We start from the raw sequence: 18,994 nt of genomic DNA, 5'->3' as shown, positions 1-18,994 counted from the left end.
AGGAAGGTGCATGCCCCCACGTTGCGGATCAAACACCAATAATCTTTTTCATCACATGAAACTTCCTCGTAATCTCAAACCCATTCTTCTTATAAAGATGCCCTGCTGTCGTCTGCTCGCCCGTCCAAAGGAACCAGGCTGTGTGAAGACTTTCCGCTCGCATGCTTCGAAGGCAGTCGGCCAGAAGGATCTTCCCAAGCCCTTTCCCCTGCTGATCCGGATCGACGCCAAACGGTCCAAACCGATCTGGCACTCCTTCATACCCGCCATACATACAGAAGCCGACTACCCGGCCACCATCCCGGGCAACGAGAATCCTATCCAGTGGCAGACCTTGCAGAATCCCCTCGCGGATGGCGCGTCCCCAATCCGGATTGAACTTCTCATTGGCAAAATGAATCACTTCATAGAGGTCCTTATCTTCTGCTTTTGTGAAAGTGTATCCCTCTTCCTGCCTGCTTCGCTTCAATGCTTTTACAGACTCGGAAATCTCGTACCCTAGCAAGCTTTTATCCATGGCGACAGGGGAATAGAGCCTTGCAAATCCTTGACTCTGCAGGAAATCATATGCTTCCGGATAAGCCTCCTCATCGATTCCAGGTAAAATGTAATTTGGAGCATAGGAGGAAAAGAAAATATTGGAGCGCCCATCATTTTTCAGAAAAGCGACCGCATCCTCCATCAGTCTCCTCCCCACTCCTTTTCTCCGCACATCAGAATCGACAAAAAAGAACGGGATCCAGCCATTGTCCGGCTCAAGGTCAGTCCCATACATCGGCAGCAATCTTTGTACCGCATACAAACAGCCGACAAGCTTTTCACCTTCAAAAGCCAAACGAAGGCCGAGCGGATCAAAGTTTGCATCAAGCAGCACAAGATTACGAAAACGTTTGGAGGTAATCGGATCCTTTCCAAGAATTGCGTTCCACAACTCCACAATCTGTTTTTCGTCCCCCGATTGATAATACCGATAAGTTGCCATTTTCATATACGCCTCCTCATAGATCGAACCCCGGAATGGCAGGGCCTTTTCTTACGTTTAATCCTGTAGGATATTTCAGTGTCTGCGCATACTTTGTACGGTTCACACAGCCTCGTACCGTACAAAGTGCCTGGTAGTAGTCATAATAGCGGAACGACTTGGAATTCATCACGAACCAATACTGGGACAGCGCTTTAAGATATGTATCAAACTCCTCCGACACATCCACAAATATATCCGGCACATAACCCTCCATGTCCTCCCAGTTCTCACTATGAAAATAGTTATAAAAATGGGCAGGCAATCCGTCGAGATCGAAACCTGGCAGCCCCGTCTTCAACTGGGCTGCCAGAACAATCTGCGCACACAGGGCGTGATCGGGATGAATGCTGTTCTCCCAGTGGGTAATCACCGTTTTCGGCTTCAGCTCGCGCATCAGCGTCGCAACCCGTGTCACAATCTCATCATTAAAGGTAAGCTCTGCATCCCTGTAATCCAGCGTGATTGTTTCCACTCCGAGAACAGCAGCCGCTCTCTCCGACTCCCTGATTTTCTGCTCCCTGTATTCCTCAATCGAAATTCCTGGAGGATTCCCCTTTTCCCCTGCAGTCAAATGGACAAATGTCACCCTATGACCAGCCTTTGCATACTTGTGCGCAATCGCACCCGCTTGTATTTCAGCGTCACCGCAATGTGCACCTAGAACGACTAGATTCATAATCTGCACTCTCCTTTTTCTTTCGTTATACTAAATATTCCTTGTAAAAGAGAAAAGTCCTTTAATAAAATCTAGGGGCCTGACCCTCAGCGCTTTAAAGCGCTGAGGGTCAGGCCCCTTCATTGTTGATTACGTTATTCCACTGGCAGTTCCATCACATATCTGCCAAACCCATTCTCACTTTCGCCATCATAGCGAATGACGTTACTTTCCGGTAGTGAGTCTACAGCATCCACAGAAGAATTGAATGATACATCCACTGCTCCGCCCACTGGTGCGAATGTCCAGTTGCCGTCTGCAGATGGATCGATGGTTCCAAGCTCACGGATATAGTCGATGATCGCCTGACGGTTCTCGTCTGGATAAAGCTCCACTCCCGTGTTATTTCTCACGCCTGGGAAGGCTCCGCTTGCTCGATAGTTATTCGTTACGACGATAAATTCCTGAGCAGGATCAATCGATGCACCGTTGTATTGCAGATTTTTGATACGGTTTGCATCCGCGTTGATGACTTTTCCATCCTTGTCGTATTTCGCAGGCTCTGTTACGTCGATTTCATACGTTACACCATCAATGACATCATAGTTGTAGGTCGGAAAATCATTGTTGATCAGCTGCTGTACACCAGAGTCACTTGGATCGATCTGCTTGAACTGGCCCGCAGACATCTCCAGCCACTCCGATACGTCAGCACCTGTGACTTTAACTGTAGCAACTGTGTTTGGATACAGATAAAGATCTGACACATTTTTGATTGCGATTTCCCCTTCAGGAATATACGTGTAGTAGCTCGCACCGTTTCTTCCGCCCGCTTTAAAAGGTGCACCTGCAGACAGGATTGGTGTATTTTCATCCGCTGTTCCCTGCAGTTGCTTTTCGATATACCATTTTTGAGCGTTTGTTACAATCTGAATGGATGGATCATCCTGCACAAGGGCGAAGAAGCTGTGGATATCAGCTGTTGTTGTCCCCACAGCCTGACGGACATAGTTGACCGTTCCTTCATGCGCTTCTTTTACCGCAGCCAACACAGCAGGATCGGGATCAGCCAAACTGTTCTTATCCTTATCCATGATCGGCTTCAGACTGGACACTGAATCCTTAACCTTCCAATCACCTTTCACCCTGGAAATCGTCAGGTCCATTACACCAAGCTGGTTGCCCCAGTTACCAGGCATCACAACAGGCACGCCATTGATGGTCCCTTTTTCGTTATCAACACCCGGCAGATCCTTGAATCCGCCAGGGAAAGTGAGATGGCTATGTCCAGTGATGATCGCATCCACACCTTTTACCTTTGTTAGATCATATGTCGCATTTTCTTCCATCTCCGCATACCCCGCATCACCTATTCCCGAGTGGGCAAGAACGATGATAAGGTCCGCACCATCCTTTTTCATCTTAGGTATGTTTGCCTCCACAGACTTTACGATATCCTTCGTAATGATTTTACCTTCTAGGTGCGCCTTGTCCCATTGAGTGATTTGCGGTGCCACCACCCCGATCACGCCTACGCGAAGCATCTTTTTCTTCCCTCTTTGATCGACCACCTTCTTCTTGATGATATGGTAAGGCTTTATGTATGTTTTATCGTTTTTCGGATTGTTGTCCCCATCATATTTGAACACATTGGCACTTACATATGGGAACGGTGCATCATCAAGCACCTCTTCCAAATAGTCCATCCCATAGTTGAATTCATGATTTCCTAAAGTCGCGGCATCATAATCCAACAGCTCCATCGCTTGAAAAACTGGATGCATTTCCCCGTCCTCGAGCACGTCCACTTTCGCTTTGTAGTCACCAAGCGGGTTGCCCTGGATCAGGTCCCCATTATCAAACAACAAGGTATTTTTCGCTTCTTCTCTTGCCTCTTTAATCAATGTCGCTGTCTTTGCCAGACCGAACTCATTCGTTTCCGCATCCTTGTAATAGTCATAGTTGACCAGATGCGTGTGAATATCCGTTGTTCCCAAAATTCTCAGTTCCACATCATGCTTCCCCTCCTTGTCCTTATGGCCTTTAGGTGCAGCATCTACTGCACTTCCTATTGCAGGAATAGCCAGTACCGATAAAGCCATCGTCCCAGCCAAAACATTTTTTCCAAGCTTATGAAAAGTCTTTTTCAAGGTAAAACAGCTCCTTAGAATGTGTAATAGTCATACACTTCTAATTATAGATAAGATTACTATTTACAAAATAATCAAATAGAACCGAATTAATTTCCATAATTAATGATTATCCCGGAAATGTAGGAATAAATGATTATTTTTGTAAGCGCACTGATAACAAAAAAATAGATATTTCTAAAGGAAGATGTACAAACATATCTTCGTCCAAGTGAATAGCTTGTTAGTAGCTAATGTGAAAGGAGTGGCCGCATGATTAAAGTTTGGAGAGTATTGGGTGAAAAGAATCTCGTCGCAGAAGAAATATTGAAATGCAAAAAAAAATTCGAAAAGAAATGCGAAAAGAAACGCGGAAAAAGATGCGAAAAGAAATGTGAAAAAAAATGCAAAAAGAAAAAAACCAAAATGAAAATCTGGAAATGCATGTTCCATTAATTTTTAGTGGTATTAAAATACTTTGAAAGCGGCCTGACCCTATCGCTTAAAGGAGGTGGGGGCCAGGCTACTTTTCTATATCACTTTTCCGCTCAAGGCGTCGACATATCTTTTTGCGGACCGCTGTACTGCTCCGTGGGCATCCTCCTTCACCACACGATGGAAGGCATTGTACAATCTATCAAACTTCAATTCTTTCGTTTTGGCTGCTATCTTTTCCACTGAGGCGGCGGGGAGGGGTATCAGGTTCGGATAGCTGTACATGAAGCTGACCCAATTGCGATCTGCCACAACTTGTATGACATCGCCCGTAAGCAAGATCCCTTTGTCTTCATTTCCGGTCCTCCACTCAAGCACCGCTCCCCCCTTGAAATGTCCACCTAAACGATACAACGTAATGCCAGGGGCCAATACCAGAGATTCTCCTGACCAGAAAACAATCTGTCCACTCTGACGCATCACCCACTCCCTATCGTCCTCATGGATATAGACCGGCACATTGAAGGTTTCTGCCCACTCCACTTGGGTTGAATAGTAATGCGGATGCGACAGTGCAATGGCATCAATCCCGCCAAGTGCTTCTATCTTTCTAACTGTTGCTTCATCTAAAAAAGTGATGCAATCCCAAAGGACGTTAAAACCATCTCGTTGCACAAGGTATGCAGTCTGTCCGATGCCAAACTCAGGCGAGGTTTTTATACTGTACAAGCCTTCCTCTTCGTCTTGGAGCACATTTTCATATCCCTTTTCTTTCATTTCTTCCAATGTAGTCCATGACTGTCCATCAGGGCTGACATACTGCCTTTCTTCTGTACATATATCACAGGAATCCGGGTGATGTGACATTCCTGTATACTGGACTCCACATGTTTCACAAATGTAATTCGTCATCATAAATCCCGCCTTTTCAATTTTCTAATTATGTAAGCCGTTTTCGCAGAACTTGTTGTCAAGATACCAAGCCTCAGAGAGACAAATTTATCTTCCGCAAAAGCTTCAATTTCTCTGAAAATAGCCTTAATAAAAGAATAAGGGGTTTGCAAAACGATTGCTTCCGGAAATGGATCGAACTTTTGTAAGACTTTCGATGTATCAAAACGAAACCTGCGACTCGTTTCAAACGTAAGTTAGAAAAAAAGGGGCGATGTTGATGAAATATCTATATATTGGCGTTGGGCTATCTGCTATCGGAGCGTTGGTGTCGTGGTTCTTTTTGGGGTCAGGCCAAGCATATCTTATTCCGGGAGGCCTTGCTGCATTTTTTCTCGGACTATCCATGATCACCTCGGGCGCTCTCCTCAGCGGCGACCGGATGCGGGCCAATTTCGCAACAGAAACAAAGGAGGATAGAGACACCCGGGTTACCGGTACATTCCGTTTGCTTCTTCTGGGAATTCCCAATTTTATTATGGCAATCATACTCTACTCCATAGTGTAGAAAAAAGGGGCCAGACCCTCAGGCAGCTTAAAAGCTCCTTGAGGGTCTGGCCCCTACATTTTTTCACTTCTTAATTCTTTACTACCTTCACTCTGCCCTTCTCCCCAAAACTTACCTTGCCATCCTTGATTTCGACTGCTTCGCCAGCAGTGAGATTGGTGAAGATGACCGGTGTGATGGTGGAGGTTGCTTCGCTTTTGATGATGCTCAAGTCTACTTTCAATAGCGGTTGTCCCTGCTCCACTTTGTCTCCTTGTTCGATCAGGCTTTCAAAGCCGCGACCTTTCAGGTTGACTGTGTCGATTCCTACGTGCACAAGAACCTCTCTGCCCTCAAGCGTTTCAATTCCGATAGCGTGCTTTGTAGGGAATAGATTTACGATCGTTCCGGCAACCGGAGATACAACAGTTCCTTCCGTCGGTTCAATCGCAAAGCCGTCGCCCATCATTTTTTGAGAGAATACTTTATCAGGCACTTCAGAGATCGGCAGAAGTTTGCCGCTCATCGGCATCAAGATTTCTGTATCAGCTGAAGCTACTGCAACCGGCTCAATAGTGGCTGCCACTTCTTCCTTCACAGGAGTTTTCCCGCTAAGGATATCCTGGATCTGCCCTTTGATGATTTCAGAACGAGGTCCGAAGATTGCCTGGATGTTTTTATCAATCTGCATGACGCCAGCAGCGCCAAGCTTTTTCAACTTCTCTTTATCTACCTGATCCACGTCTCTTACACTTACGCGAAGACGCGTGATACATGCATCCAGGTTTGCCAGGTTCTCTTTTCCTCCAAGTGCTTTCAGTACGCCATATGGAAGATCCAAGGAACCGCCTGCTGCATTCTCTTGTGATTCTTCCACTTTTTCCTCACGACCGGGAGTCATCAGGTTGAACTTCTTGATTGCAAAACGGAATCCGAAGTAGTAGATGGCAGAGAACGCCAATCCAACTGGAATCACTAGCCACCAAGCAGTTTGGTTTGGCAGAACACCGAATAGGATATAGTCGATGACGCCCCCGGAGAAGGTCATCCCGATTTTCACATCCAATATATGCATCACCATGAAGGAAAGTCCCGCAAAAACTGCGTGAATCCCGAATAGAACTGGTGCAACAAACAGGAAACTGAATTCAAGCGGTTCTGTGATACCTGTCAAAAATGATGTTAATGCTGCGGAACCCATGATTCCTGCAACATATTTCTTTTGATCAGGACGTGCACAGTGATAGATTGCCAGAGCTGCTGCCGGCAGACCGAACATCATGAACGGGAATTTACCAGTCATGAAGGTACCTGCAGTAAGTTCAGCTCCATCTTTTACCTGCTCCATGAAAATGCGCTGATCGCCGCGAACAATTTCACCAGCCGCATTTGTGTAGGAACCAAACTCAAACCAGAACGGCGAGTAGAAAATATGGTGTAACCCAAATGGAATCAAGGAACGTTCAATCACACCGAAAATAAAGGCAGCCAACGTACGGTTTGATTCTGTCATAAAATAAGAGAACGTATTAAGCCCTTCTTGTGCAAATGGCCAGATGAAGTTCATCACAACACCCAATACTAATGCGGATGCCGCTGTAATGATAGGAACAAAACGCTTACCAGCGAAGAATCCCAAATAAGATGGCAATTCAATATTGTAGAACTTATTGTACATATATGCTCCGAGCACCCCGGCTATAATACCGCCGAATACCCCTGTCTGCAGGGTTGGTATCCCAAGTACATTGGCAAGTGCCGGGTCGCTTCCAACCTGGTCTGCCGTTACGCCTGAGATAACACTCATCGTTACGTTCATGATCAGATACCCGATCATAGCCGCAAGTCCGGCAACACCATCACCATTGGCCAGACCGATGGCCACCCCGATGGCAAATAATAGTGGCAGGTTCGAGAATACGATACTACCTGCCTGCTCCATAATTTCTGCAAGCAAAATGATACCATCCGCCTCTAAAAAAGAAAGACGGCTGACAAGGTTCGGGTTTTGCATCGCATTACCGAATGCAAGCAGAATCCCCGCAGCTGGCAGCAAAGCAACCGGAAGCATCAATGCGCGACCGATTCGCTGCAGCAAACCGAATGATTTCTTAAACATAGCTTTTTTTCCTCCTAAGTATCTTCATGCATGACAAAAATGTTCCAGACAATAAAAAAAGCATGAGAATCAAGAAAGTGTACACGAAAGCGGAGTAGACGTCTGGTCTACCTCTCTCTGTACAGCTTTTCTTCCTCTCATGCCTGCATCACCAGTAACACGTGAAAAAACGTTGTATTTAGGTCTTATTCTATTGTTTGGAAAGCCTTTGCAAATGGAGAGTCAAATAGACGGCCTCTGCATCCGGTACAGACTTCTGCAATTTCTGTTGCATTATTTTTATCAATTTCCATGCTAGATTGTAGCATACGGGATATTCCTCCCGCAACACTTTTGCGAGGATTTCCTGCTGATCGGGACGGAACTGGTCCGTCTGCACACGTTCGATCGACTCATGAAAATGGCGTACAAGACGCAGATAATTTATATCTGTCCGGTCAATCTTCATTTTCAGGGAATCCTCGATCACCGTCACCATATCATTGATCAGCTGAGTGTGGCGGTTGATTTCTGACAGGTCCCGGTTCGTCAGGGCACTATGGATGTGCAGCGTGATAAAGCCAATCTCCCCCTCCGGAATCGCAAGGTCAAGCTTGACCTTCAGCCATTCGACAATCTCCAATGCTGCTGCATATTCCCTCGGGTAGGCAAGCTCCGTTTCTTTTAAAAAGGGATTCTTGATATCGAGCCCCTGCTGAATTCTTTTCACAGCAAAATACAAGTGATCCGTCAGCCCGACATGGATATGCTCATTCAGCTTCACCTGAAACCTGGCCTCGACCATCTCCATGCATTCATTCATGAGACCGATGAATGATTCATCTATGTAATCAAGCAGCTGCTTATATTGGTTCTGCTCGTCCTCACTTTTGAGTACAAAAAACTTCTCTGCGCGGTCGACTGTTATATCCTCTCCCGCCTTCTTTCCGAACCCGATTCCCTTACCGGTAAGGATCACTTCTCCGTACTCCGGGTGGGTCGCAATGAGGACGTTGTTGTTCAACACTTTTTTAACTTGCATCTTCATTCCTCCGGTGCAAAAAAACTGCAATATTTATAAAGTTACGCTAGGATGGGTTTAGAGTCAAGTCAACAATATCTGGTATGAAAAATGCATCCAAAATCCCTTTGGGAGCGTTAGAAGAATAGGACGTCTTTTCTTCTTTATTAAAGACTCTAAAGGGTATAATGGAAGCAATCACATAAAGAGGGAGAAATTCTATGCAGAATAAGGACGCACTTCTTTATGAGCGGGTAAGGGGCAAGGATAAGGCCGCTCTTGAAGAGCTTTACGATAGGTATGAGAGTATTCTATATTCCTTTTTGATGAAAGTGACCGGTGACCAGGAAATTGCAGAAGAAGCGATGCAGGATGTGTTCATCAAGCTATGGCAGGGAAAAGGGATCTATGATTCCACCAAGGGCAAGTTCTCCTCTTGGCTTTTCACCATGGCAAGGAACAGGGCATTGGATATCATCCGCAAAAGAACGCGAACCCAGAGCACCCCGATTGAAGACGTCGAGCCTTTCCTGGAATCGACAGACTCTACAGAAGGCCAGACAGAGTGGAACGAACAGCGAGAGGAAATCAGAAAAGCGGTATCCACCTTATCGGACGATCAGAAAAAAATGGTGCATTATATGTATTTTAAAGGTTACACCCAGCAGAAAATAGCCGAAAAGACCGGTATCCCGCTCGGTACGGTGAAAGGAAGACTAAGATTGGCATTGAAAAAGTTAAAGAAGACACTGATTTCAGATGGAGAAAGGAGGGGGAGCATATGAGTCAGAAGTGTGACTTGCTTTTGGATTATTTTAATGGACACTTAACCGATAAAGAGAGAGAAGAATTCGAACAGCATGCAGCATCATGTCCAGAATGCCAGGAAGAACTGAAAGAACTCCAGGAAGTGCTTGGAGACATGGCTTTTCTTTCCGAACCGGTTACTCCCCCAGTAAAAATGAAAGAAAGAATCCTGGCCAATGTATTCGCTGAGGATAAGGTGGAACCGGCACCGGTCGATTCACCGACGCCTGTTGCAGCTCCAACGCCCCTAAGAAAAAAATCGGGCTATAAGCCGAAACCGTGGCTGACCGGGTTGTTGGCAGCGTCGCTTATCCTTTCCTTACTAGGAAACGGCTACTTCCTGTTGCAGGATGAAAAGGAAAGTGCAACAGATGAACAGGAGCTCATACAGCCGGATAGTGTCGTTGCACTCGAGCCATCCGAAGCTGGTGGAAGCGGATTTGCCGCCCTTTTCAAACAGGAACAGGCCCTATCCGTCATGATCCAGACACAGGAACTGCCAGAGCTTACAGGAACGGAAGTGTACCAGGTATGGCTTTTAAAGGACGGCGCGCCGATACCTGCCGGTGATTTCACGGTGGATGAGAACGGCAAAGGCTACGTCTTCTATAAAGTAGATCCTGCTGAAAATCAGGATTGGGATACGATTGCGATCACCCTGGAGCCTGAAAAGGGCAATCAGTTGCCGGAAGGAAGCATATTGCTTTCGGCGGGGTTGTAAAGGGAAAAGCAGAGCCGTGTTGGGCTCTGCTTTTATTTGTTTGGTTCCGGTGGGCTCGAATTGAGCTGTTAGGCAATGAGGTATTCCTGGGGTTGTGACCACGTGAACCGAATTTTTTCAAGATGATGGTCTCATAACGCCTAATTGAGACCACATAAACCGATTTATTCGGAAATGATGGTCCCAAAACGCCTGGTTGGGACCACATAAACAGAATTATTGTGAAATGATGGTCCCAAAACCTCTGGTTGAGACCACATAAACCGATTTATTCGGAAATGATGGTCCCAAAACGCCTGGTTGAGACCACATAAACCGAATTTTTCGGAAATGATGGTCCCAAAACGCCTGGTTGAGACCACATAAACCGATTTATTCGGAAATGATGGTCCCAAAACGCCTGATTGAGACCACATAAACCGATTTATTCGGAAATGATGGTCCCAAAACCTCTGGTTGAGACCACATAAACAGAATTATTGGGAATTGATGGTCCCAAAACGCCTGGTTGAGACCACATAAACAGAATTATTCGGAAATGATGGTCCCAAAACGCATGGTTGAGACCACATAAACAGAATTATTGGGAATTGATGGTCCCAAAACGCATGGTTGAGACCACATAAACAGAATTATTCGGAAATGATGGTCCCAAAACGCATGGTTGAGACCACATAAACCGATTTATTCGGAAATGATGGTCCCAAAACCTCTGGTTGAGACCACATAAACCGATTTATTCGGAAATGATGGTCCCAAAACCTCTGGTTGAGACCACATAAACAGAATTATTCGGAAATGATGGTCCCAAAACCTCTGGTTGAGACCACATAAACCGATTTTTTCGATATGACGGTTTTAAAACGCTGGTTGAGACCTATCAAAAAATACCCTCCTCCACTAATTATGACTACTCCCAAAATTCATAAACCAATATATCAAACAATTCCCCGTCTGCGTAAAGCAGGATTGCCCATTCCCCACGTTCCGGGATTTTTACAGAGGAAGGTATATGCTGATCCGCTCCATTATTTTCCCCTCCCAATTCTGTAGTCCAGCCAGTTCCATTTAGTAATAGTGGATGGACGGTTTGTGTTTCCCGATGAAACCCGACTACCGTCAATTCCTCCGCATCAGTCCCCCACAGATGCCACATCCATTTTTGAGGTTCCAGACTCGGCATATCCATTCCAATAACACCTGATTTATTTTCATTGCCCACCAAATTCCTGCCAAATGGTTCTGCTATTCTATTCCAATCAATAATTCCGATGTCACTTTCCTGAACAAATCCGGGAATGTCTTCTGGCATATTCACCATATGTTCTCCCTGATTTGCCCCCCTGCTAATGGGTCCCATTAAATCAAAATGACTAGAAACAAATAAAACCAGGACAGCAATTACTACACTAGTCATTGCTAATACGTGAAACCTTCGTGGTTTGTTAAAATTATAATGCCCCCCTGAATTAATCGCAGCTCTGATGTTATTTTTCTGCTCTTCTGAAAAATGCTTCCCGCTATGAGTCGTAGCATCCATCGCTTTTCGCAAATTCCTCAGATTAATCTCCATCCATATCGCACCTTTCCATCATGGTTTTCAACTTGCTCCTCGCTCTATTCAATCTAGTTTTAATCGTATTCCTGTTCATTTTTAGTATTTTGCTAATTTCTTCAATCTGTAATTCCTCATAATAATAAAGGGAAATCACTTCCCGGTATTTAAGTGGAAGAGCAAGAACACACACAGAAAGCAGCTCCTCCTCGCTGCGCTTGATCATAACCATTTCGGGTGAGGGGTCCTTTGTCCGGAAAAATTGAAACAGGTTCGGATTCATTATCACTCTTCTAATACTTGAACTTTTTAGAACATCCTTTGATTTATTTATCGTAATCCGATAGATCCATGACTTGAATGAGGTGATAGCTTCCAAGTCTTCATATTGCTTATAGCAAATGATAAACACATCCTGAACCACATCCTCAGCTATCTTCCAGTCTTTCAAATAGGTGTAAGCTAACTTTGTAAGTTTTTCCCCGAATTCATCCATGATTTCCTCAAACCAAGCATTCCTATTGTTTATAAATACAGCTTCTTTTCGATCGAGATTGCTCAAAATGTTCTCACCCCCTTTTTTTCTGATGCTAAGACGATTAAGTGGCGCTTAGGTTTCATTTTATCCAGAAATATTTTGGGGAAATAAAAAAAAGAAGCCTGCAACATATGTAAGTAGTTCGGTTGTGAAGTAGAAAAACTGAATTCACATGGATAATATATAGAAAACAGCATGTTTTTTTTGACAACAAATTCACACAGAAAAACGCAAAGGTGTTAGCAGCCCTCTGCGTTTTCTAGTTTTTAATGACCTGTTCTTCAATTCAAGAGGTTTTAGTTCAACAAGAGAATTTAGTTTTATAGCTATTCTCATACTAGACTACAATTAACAAACTATGATAGCCAAGTTAGCTGTAAATAACTAATGTCGAGTCGTGCCCGAAAATTCAACCTGTTTACTATTTATATTCTTTACCCATTCACTTTCATTCCAGATATTAGGGTTGTCAATCGTTAGATTTTCTCCACGCACCAAGAAATCATAACTATCTTTCGAACCATCATACCAATCTACAATAACTAACCTGTCGTTTATATTACGTACAAGGAATTCAGTAACTTCACCCCAACTGCCCATAGTATTATGGATTTCCGCAGGTAACTTTAAATAGATAAAGCCTCCATCTACATCTTCCTTATACTCCACTTCCCAAGCGCCAACATCTATTTTTTCCACCTTATTACTAATTCGATATTGGGATTGAATTTTCTTTTGTATATACTGCTTAAGGTTTTCATTATCTATAAATGCATCCAATTCAATATCCGTGCCGTTCCTGATTGCTTTGTTATAATCAGTCAACGCCTTCACACACATTTCATAAGCTGTTTTAGAATCCTGAATAGATAGTTGCCCTTCATTTTTAACCAAATATTTTGGATGATTATGTAATATTCCCCTTTCTTTGCTTGGGGTAATTTCTGTAATTACAGCACTATTTACTGTATTATCCCCTGGGGCGACATCTGTATTTTTTTCGTATTCATTATTAGTAGTAACCTTTCCACATGAACTTAGAATAAATAAGAGCACCACTAACAGATAAGCACGGTTCATTGGATTCCCTCCCATTCAAACATGAACTATAAAACTTTACTGTATAGACGATGTTTTTGCTCATTTAGTTTCAAAAATACATATTCACCGTTTTTGAAAATGCTTCTGACACATATTTCGTAGCGTGACCAATAGCTATAGTCCTTTTGTTAAAATCTATGCTAAATCTGTTGCTATGTTTGATATCAAAACTTAGTAATCCTTATTACACAAAAAAAGCAAGCGAATTATTATGCTAATTCGCTTACTAAATCACTTGTTTTTTTTATTTTCCCGCCTCTTAACCGAAATACTTACAACATATGTAGGCTTCAAAAAAACATTATGTTCACTTCCCAAACCACTTCACCCACAACGATGTTTTCAACACTCCAGTTACAAACCTGTCTCTATCTCCACAAAATCTTCTAATCTGCCCTCTCCTTTTCGGCACCATCAACAATGGCAATCGACCTGGATCGAATCAAGCCACCGCTGCCGTTTCAGGCCCATCCTTAAGTGGACTTCCTCCTGTGGGGTATCCGTAAAAAATATGCTGCATATCCTTCTTTTCCTCATGAAAGTACTCGCCTATTTTCTTTTCAATGGCAATGGAATAACCGGTCTCCTCTGCAACCTCTCTCACAGCACAGTCCTGCAGCCTCTCCTGCTCGTCCACTCTGCCTCCTGGCAAATCCCATATCGGATAATCTTTTCTTTTTACAAGCAGAATTTCTCCAGCCGCATTTTCCACTATAGTAAAACAGCCCTCTGTTCTAGCCTTGTTCATTATCTTCTCCTTTCATAATTAATCAGATAATCCCATACTTTTTCAGTGCATACTCAATTCCGTCTTCACTCGATTTCTTCGTCACGAAATCTGCCACGTTTTTCAAGTTTTCGCTCCCGTTCCCCATGGCAATCCCAAGGCCGACCAACTCCAGCATGTCGATATCATTCTCCCCATCGCCAAATGCAACGGCTTCCGACTGATCAATGCCGAAATGCTCTAATACCTTCAGGATGGCCAACGATTTCGATACCTCCTCCTGTAAAACGTTCAAAACATAGGGATGCCATCTTTTAAATATAAGTTGAGGTAACCGATGACGGTAACTCTCCACCATTTCATCAGATGCGAACAGGCACATCAGATATACCTCTTCCTCATAAATCCGTTCATTTATTGCAGGGTACTCCTTCAATGACAAGGTTTCCTTCAGTGCTCCTAATACCGTCGCATCTTCCACGCCGTTCATGCAGAAATCCTCCGTGTAAAAGGACAGTGCATGATTCTCTGTATATGCAAAATCAAACACTTCTTTCAGGTGATGCTGAGACATCGGCACTTTATGTAAAACAAGATCCTGATGCTTCACATACGCCCCATTCGCTGTAATGAAAGTATCTATCCCAAGTTCCCTGATTTCCTTGCACATGGATAATGGCCTTCCGGTTGCCGCGACCACCTTCAGTCCCTTATCCTTTAGCGCCTGGATTGCCTCTTTCGTTTTTTCTGAAATAGTGCCATTTTCATGATGTGTGATCGTTCCGTCCACATCGAAAAATACTATTTTATAATCCATAATGAGCCCCTTTGAATCTATCAGTTATCTTCCTTCAATTGCTGTACCAAACCAGAAATATCCCCTAAAACCCACACTTCAGAAATTCTTTCATTTTTGAAATGAAAGACTGCAGCACCTGCGTACTCTATAGGTTTATTAGTCGGCTTAATACCAAACAACTCACCTCGATGCGTACCTTTATAGGTCAGTCGTGCAAACGACTTCTCCCCTTCACTGATAATCTCCTCTATATGGTTATGGAAATCCGGAAAAGCTTCCTGAATGAAATCGACGTACTCCCCAAAGCCATCATAGCCTGTTGTATATTTCCCTAATGAGCCCCGGAAGCGAAACTCCTCTGTCAGCAGTTCCTGAAAGATGCTTTTATCAAAAAGATTCCACATATCATGATAGAATCTTTTAATCAAACCTACATTTTGATTCTCAGTCATAATAGCTCCTCCATCATCAATCCCTTTTCACCCGCATCAAACTAGCCCAAAGAAAGTCCTCGCCGAACCTTCCGCTCTCCTGGTCCATTTTCTTCATTTCCCTGAATTCAATTACTTGGAAATCGTTTGCGAATACCTCTTTCAACCTTTCCTCCGAATACCCGATTCCACCCTTCATGCTCTTTTCAGCATACACTTCCCAATCCGGGGTCTCTGGTGCTCCTTTCGTATTGAAGCAAACAATGCCAAAGTGCCCGTCTTTATTTAATGCTTTCTTTACGATTTCGAGGTAAGCGATACGTCGGTGAGGTGGCAAATGGTGGAGGAGTCCGCAATCGTAGATGAAATCAAAGGAATGCGGTTCAAATTCAAAATCAAAAACGGATGAACAATGGAAGTTGATGGACACTCCTTCCGCCTCTGCCCGTTCTTTTGCCCATCCTATGGCATTCTTTGAAATATCCAATGCATCCACCATGCTGCCCATCTTAGTCATGTATATGGCATTTCTTCCAGGACCACAGCCCAACTCCAGCACCCGCTCCGGCAGAAGACCATTCTCATAATAGGATACTAGATTCTCATCTGGCCACTGAATTTTAAAGAAAGGGATGTCCATGCTTCTATCCTCGTAAAAGCCCTCCCAAAAGGCCCTGGAATCCCTAAAAAACTCATCCAGCATGCTATACAGATCCTCATTGTTCAATATTGCTTTCCCCATAAAATAACCCCTTTTCATAAAATAACTTGATATGTAATATTGTACCAATATGTTGTCCTTCTATTGTTACAGGGGGTTTAAAGTTAGATTATTATGAGGAGATTTTAGTGCAGTGTGTACCTTTAAATCAGCGTTCTAAGCGCTTTGCTGACTTCCCCATTACGGTTTAATGTGGATCGATACATATCATATGAATATCACTTTTGGTTGAATAAAAAGTAGTTAACGTGCCTAGGCAGAAGTAAAGGTTTTGGCAAAAAAATCAACGGTGTAATATTTGATACATTCTTGTAATCAGTCACTTTTGTACAGAAATTAGTTCTCTTTTACAAAACCAATAACCCCAAAAATCAGTCCTGTACAAAATATAATTTTCCCTTCCCCATCCAAACCATATTTTATTCCTTAATTTCCAGCTTGTATAAGCTCAGACAAAAATGAATCCACATCATCCTTGACGACAACCCCATGACCCGTACAAAGATACTTAGCATCAAACTTCCGAAGTATCTGCAACCCATTCATAAACAAATCAAAATTATGCTTCACTCTCATCTCCTCGTTATTAGCCCACTCCGAGATGAACTTTACATATTTATCTTTCATTTCTTTACCGTTGCTCACCACTTTTTCATCCGGCAATGGCTCACCAAAGAAACAAAGATGGTCTTCACAAAACAGAACACCACTTTCCCGATGAAAAAGGGCGACAGAGCCTGGAGTATGATGACCAAGGAGGATACACTCCAACCCGCTGATAGCCGCACCATTATCAGGGAGCGTTCCTGTAAGGTTGGCTTTCTGCTTATCAGGCATTAGGCTGAGATCTTCACTATGAATATAGCTCTCCACCTTTTCTAAAAAGGAAAGTCCGCCGATATGGTCTTTGTGACCGTGCGTAGCAATGAATGCGAAAATTCCCCCTTTATCCAGATTGAGTTCTTTCATGGCAGTTTCAAGATAATCGAAGTGCTCCTCTTTACCTGAATCAACAAGTGTGCAACCATTCTCTCCCATTAGAAAATAGCAGTTATTATAGGAATTCCACGATTCATCCCATAAAAGAAATCCGTACACATGGTCTGTTATCTTTTCTAGAAAGTATTTCAAAAGATCCCCTCCCCATTTACACTCCAAGATGCTCCTCTTTCAACAAAGAGTACATGTACAGATCGTCGAATTTCCCACAAGTATATTCGTACTTCCTTAGCAGTCCCTCACGCATAAAACCATTCTTTTCGAACAGCTTTTGGGATTGGAGGTTAGCAGGTACGATTAGGCCTTCTATTCTTTGCAGGTTCAGCTCCATGAAACCGTATCGTATTACTGCTTCCAACGCTTCGCTCGCAATGCCTTGTCCCCAGTAATCTTTGCTTAGTTCGGTTCCGACTTCAGCACGGAAATGTTGTGCAGCCATTTTTAGAAAACCGCAACTTCCGATGACCTCCCCTTTATCTTTCAGCGTAATCCCCCACCTGATCCCGGTTTTTTCTTTATAAATGGAGTCGTACCAGGAAATCTCCTCTAAAGAATCATCTATGGTCTCGAATGCATCCAGTCCGACGTGCTTCATCACATCAGGATCCGATAGGTATGTTAATAGACTTCCGGCGTCGTCTTGTGTCACTTGCCTTAAGATTAATCTTTCTGTCTCTAGAATTGGAAATGTCATCGTGCACCCCTTTCTTGAATCTGTAATCAATTTATTAAGATTACTAATGATGTAGCCATTAGCATCGGTATGTTAGTCTTACAAACCGTCTAACAATCTCTTAATAGCACTAATCACCACATCAGGTGCATCGTTCTGTATGTAATGGGCACTATTTTCCGCCATCACAAGCTCACCATTAGTAGTAATGTCCACTAGTTCCCTTTGCATGGCATTCCATAATTCCTGTGATTCCTTCGAATAATGTGCTTTCTTCCCGGCAGCCAATACCATGACTGGAACCTCTAATTTCCTATTGCATCCTTTAAGCTGATTCAAGCTTTCCATAAATTCATCATAGTTTCCTTCATGGATGAATTGTTGGTCATATGCTGCCTTGAACTCTTCGGACATGGTTGGCAGAAACCGCTCCCTGTAATCCTCCGGGGTAGTATCAACAAGGACCATTCCAGCAACATCTTTAGGAAAATGCTCGGCAAAAATACGGACGTTCACGCCGCCGAAGGAATGACCGACCAGGATATATGGAGGCTCAATGTCCAGTTTAGTTAATAGTTCCTTCAACTCTCCCACCATATGAATACTTGTTCTGGGGTTGGTGCTTTTTGAGCTTTTGCCCAGTCCAGCTCTATCATATACGAGAACCTGTGTAGCCTTGGAGATGTCAGGTATGATTGGTTCCCATGCTTTCGAATAGTCTCCATATCCGGCATCCATGATGACTGCCGGGTTGTTATTTCTTTTTCCATATAGTTTTGTGTATAAACTGGTTTCTCCAACCTGTACAAAGTTTTCTTTGCAGGCTGGTAGCGTCGAATTTTCTATAGGTTTCATCTAATTCCTCCTGTTCGTGTAAAAACATACCGTAGCTTTCAACCACTTTCCTCGCTCGCTTTCCGCAACCTTTCATACTCCCGCCAATCTATCTCTTTAACCTTGCGATTCTCTCTGCCGCAGCTTTTGCAGGCATAGTTTCCCGGGATGATAAAGGGCAGCCAACATATCAGGAATCCATAAGGGACGATAGCCAATATAATGGCAATCGGTATTTTAAAGCCAAGAAATTCTTTTTTTCTATCAGATCTGATTCACAATGCAGGC

At 43.6% G+C, this 18,994-nt stretch carries 19 protein-coding genes; 3 read left to right on the top strand and 16 right to left on the bottom strand.

The window, feature by feature from the left end; genetic code table 11:
* Nucleotides 1–28 precede the first annotated feature (28 nt).
* The 4 genes from ACFVAD_RS18315 to ACFVAD_RS18300 form a co-directional block, all read right to left on the bottom strand.
* Complete coding sequence (locus ACFVAD_RS18315) at nt 29–982, bottom strand: GNAT family N-acetyltransferase (protein ID WP_386643536.1); 954 nt, start codon at nt 980–982, stop codon at nt 29–31.
* Between the two features lie 16 nt (nt 983–998).
* Nucleotides 999–1,700 (bottom strand): PIG-L deacetylase family protein, encoded by a 702-nt coding sequence (locus ACFVAD_RS18310; RefSeq protein ID WP_386643350.1) that lies wholly within the window; start codon nt 1,698–1,700, stop codon nt 999–1,001.
* 134 nt (nt 1,701–1,834) lie between these two features.
* Nucleotides 1,835–3,781: a bifunctional 2',3'-cyclic-nucleotide 2'-phosphodiesterase/3'-nucleotidase gene (locus ACFVAD_RS18305; RefSeq protein ID WP_386643533.1), complete on the bottom strand. Its 1,947-nt coding sequence runs from the start codon at nt 3,779–3,781 to the stop codon at nt 1,835–1,837.
* Between the two features lie 558 nt (nt 3,782–4,339).
* Nucleotides 4,340–5,158 (bottom strand): MBL fold metallo-hydrolase, encoded by an 819-nt coding sequence (locus ACFVAD_RS18300; RefSeq protein ID WP_386643347.1) that lies wholly within the window; start codon nt 5,156–5,158, stop codon nt 4,340–4,342.
* A gap of 256 nt (nt 5,159–5,414) precedes the next feature.
* Between ACFVAD_RS18300 and ACFVAD_RS18295 the strand changes: the two genes are divergently transcribed.
* Nucleotides 5,415–5,702 (top strand): DUF5316 domain-containing protein, encoded by a 288-nt coding sequence (locus tag ACFVAD_RS18295; RefSeq protein WP_386643344.1) that lies wholly within the window; start codon nt 5,415–5,417, stop codon nt 5,700–5,702.
* Nucleotides 5,703–5,772: 70 nt separating this feature from the next.
* Here ACFVAD_RS18295 and ptsG read toward each other — a convergent pair whose 3' ends face one another.
* Together ptsG and glcT are read right to left on the bottom strand one after the other, a co-directional pair.
* The gene (gene ptsG / locus ACFVAD_RS18290; protein ID WP_386643342.1) at nt 5,773–7,800 is read right to left on the bottom strand and encodes a glucose-specific PTS transporter subunit IIBC; all 2,028 of its coding nucleotides are present in this window, start codon (nt 7,798–7,800) and stop codon (nt 5,773–5,775) included.
* A gap of 190 nt (nt 7,801–7,990) precedes the next feature.
* Entirely contained in the window at nt 7,991–8,821 is an 831-nt protein-coding gene (glcT, locus tag ACFVAD_RS18285) for a glucose PTS transporter transcription antiterminator GlcT (RefSeq protein ID WP_386643339.1), read from the bottom strand.
* Between the two features lie 200 nt (nt 8,822–9,021).
* Here glcT and ACFVAD_RS18280 point away from each other — a divergent pair, with 200 nt between their 5' ends.
* Both ACFVAD_RS18280 and ACFVAD_RS18275 read left to right on the top strand, forming a co-directional pair.
* Nucleotides 9,022–9,585 carry an RNA polymerase sigma factor gene (locus ACFVAD_RS18280; protein WP_386643336.1) on the top strand — a complete coding sequence of 188 codons (564 nt, stop codon included), beginning with the start codon at nt 9,022–9,024 and terminating at the stop codon, nt 9,583–9,585.
* Nucleotides 9,582–10,328, top strand: coding sequence for an anti-sigma factor (locus tag ACFVAD_RS18275; protein ID WP_386643333.1), 747 nt, complete (start codon nt 9,582–9,584; stop codon nt 10,326–10,328). The genes ACFVAD_RS18280 and ACFVAD_RS18275 overlap by 4 nt, the downstream gene beginning before the upstream one ends.
* 910 nt (nt 10,329–11,238) lie before the next feature.
* Here the strand turns inward: ACFVAD_RS18275 and ACFVAD_RS18270 are convergent.
* The 10 genes from ACFVAD_RS18270 to ACFVAD_RS18225 all read right to left on the bottom strand — a co-directional run bounded on the left by ACFVAD_RS18270 (nt 11,239) and on the right by ACFVAD_RS18225 (nt 18,727).
* Nucleotides 11,239–11,901, bottom strand: a complete 663-nt coding sequence (locus ACFVAD_RS18270; protein WP_386643330.1) for a hypothetical protein — start codon at nt 11,899–11,901, stop codon at nt 11,239–11,241.
* Complete coding sequence (locus ACFVAD_RS18265) at nt 11,891–12,445, bottom strand: sigma-70 family RNA polymerase sigma factor (RefSeq protein WP_386643328.1); 555 nt, start codon at nt 12,443–12,445, stop codon at nt 11,891–11,893. Before ACFVAD_RS18265 ends, ACFVAD_RS18270 begins: the two co-directional genes overlap by 11 nt.
* A 360-nt stretch (nt 12,446–12,805) precedes the next feature.
* The gene (locus ACFVAD_RS18260) at nt 12,806–13,501 is read right to left on the bottom strand and encodes a hypothetical protein (protein ID WP_386643325.1); all 696 of its coding nucleotides are present in this window, start codon (nt 13,499–13,501) and stop codon (nt 12,806–12,808) included.
* 463 nt (nt 13,502–13,964) lie between these two features.
* Nucleotides 13,965–14,270, bottom strand: a complete 306-nt coding sequence (locus tag ACFVAD_RS18255; RefSeq protein WP_386643323.1) for an NUDIX hydrolase — start codon at nt 14,268–14,270, stop codon at nt 13,965–13,967.
* A 22-nt stretch (nt 14,271–14,292) separates the two neighbouring features.
* On the bottom strand, nt 14,293–15,066 hold the full coding sequence (locus ACFVAD_RS18250; RefSeq protein ID WP_386643320.1) for a Cof-type HAD-IIB family hydrolase: 774 nt from the start codon (nt 15,064–15,066) through the stop codon (nt 14,293–14,295).
* A gap of 20 nt (nt 15,067–15,086) precedes the next feature.
* Nucleotides 15,087–15,500: an ester cyclase gene (locus ACFVAD_RS18245; protein WP_386643317.1), complete on the bottom strand. Its 414-nt coding sequence runs from the start codon at nt 15,498–15,500 to the stop codon at nt 15,087–15,089.
* 16 nt (nt 15,501–15,516) lie between these two features.
* Nucleotides 15,517–16,221, bottom strand: a complete 705-nt coding sequence (locus ACFVAD_RS18240) for a class I SAM-dependent methyltransferase (protein WP_386643315.1) — start codon at nt 16,219–16,221, stop codon at nt 15,517–15,519.
* A gap of 405 nt (nt 16,222–16,626) precedes the next feature.
* Nucleotides 16,627–17,331: an MBL fold metallo-hydrolase gene (locus ACFVAD_RS18235; protein WP_386643312.1), complete on the bottom strand. Its 705-nt coding sequence runs from the start codon at nt 17,329–17,331 to the stop codon at nt 16,627–16,629.
* 16 nt (nt 17,332–17,347) lie between these two features.
* Nucleotides 17,348–17,893 (bottom strand): GNAT family N-acetyltransferase, encoded by a 546-nt coding sequence (locus ACFVAD_RS18230; RefSeq protein ID WP_386643310.1) that lies wholly within the window; start codon nt 17,891–17,893, stop codon nt 17,348–17,350.
* Between the two features lie 78 nt (nt 17,894–17,971).
* A complete protein-coding gene (locus tag ACFVAD_RS18225) occupies nt 17,972–18,727 on the bottom strand; it encodes an alpha/beta fold hydrolase (RefSeq protein ID WP_386643308.1) in 756 nt (251 codons plus the stop codon).
* Between the last annotated feature and the right edge of the window lie 267 nt (nt 18,728–18,994).

The sequence above is a fragment of the Sutcliffiella sp. NPDC057660 genome (assembly GCF_042800035.1).
Classification (GTDB): domain Bacteria; phylum Bacillota; class Bacilli; order Bacillales; family Bacillaceae_I; genus Sutcliffiella_A.
The sequence above is the reverse complement of the archived record's forward strand: the minus strand, read 5'-3'. Positions and strand labels throughout refer to the sequence as shown.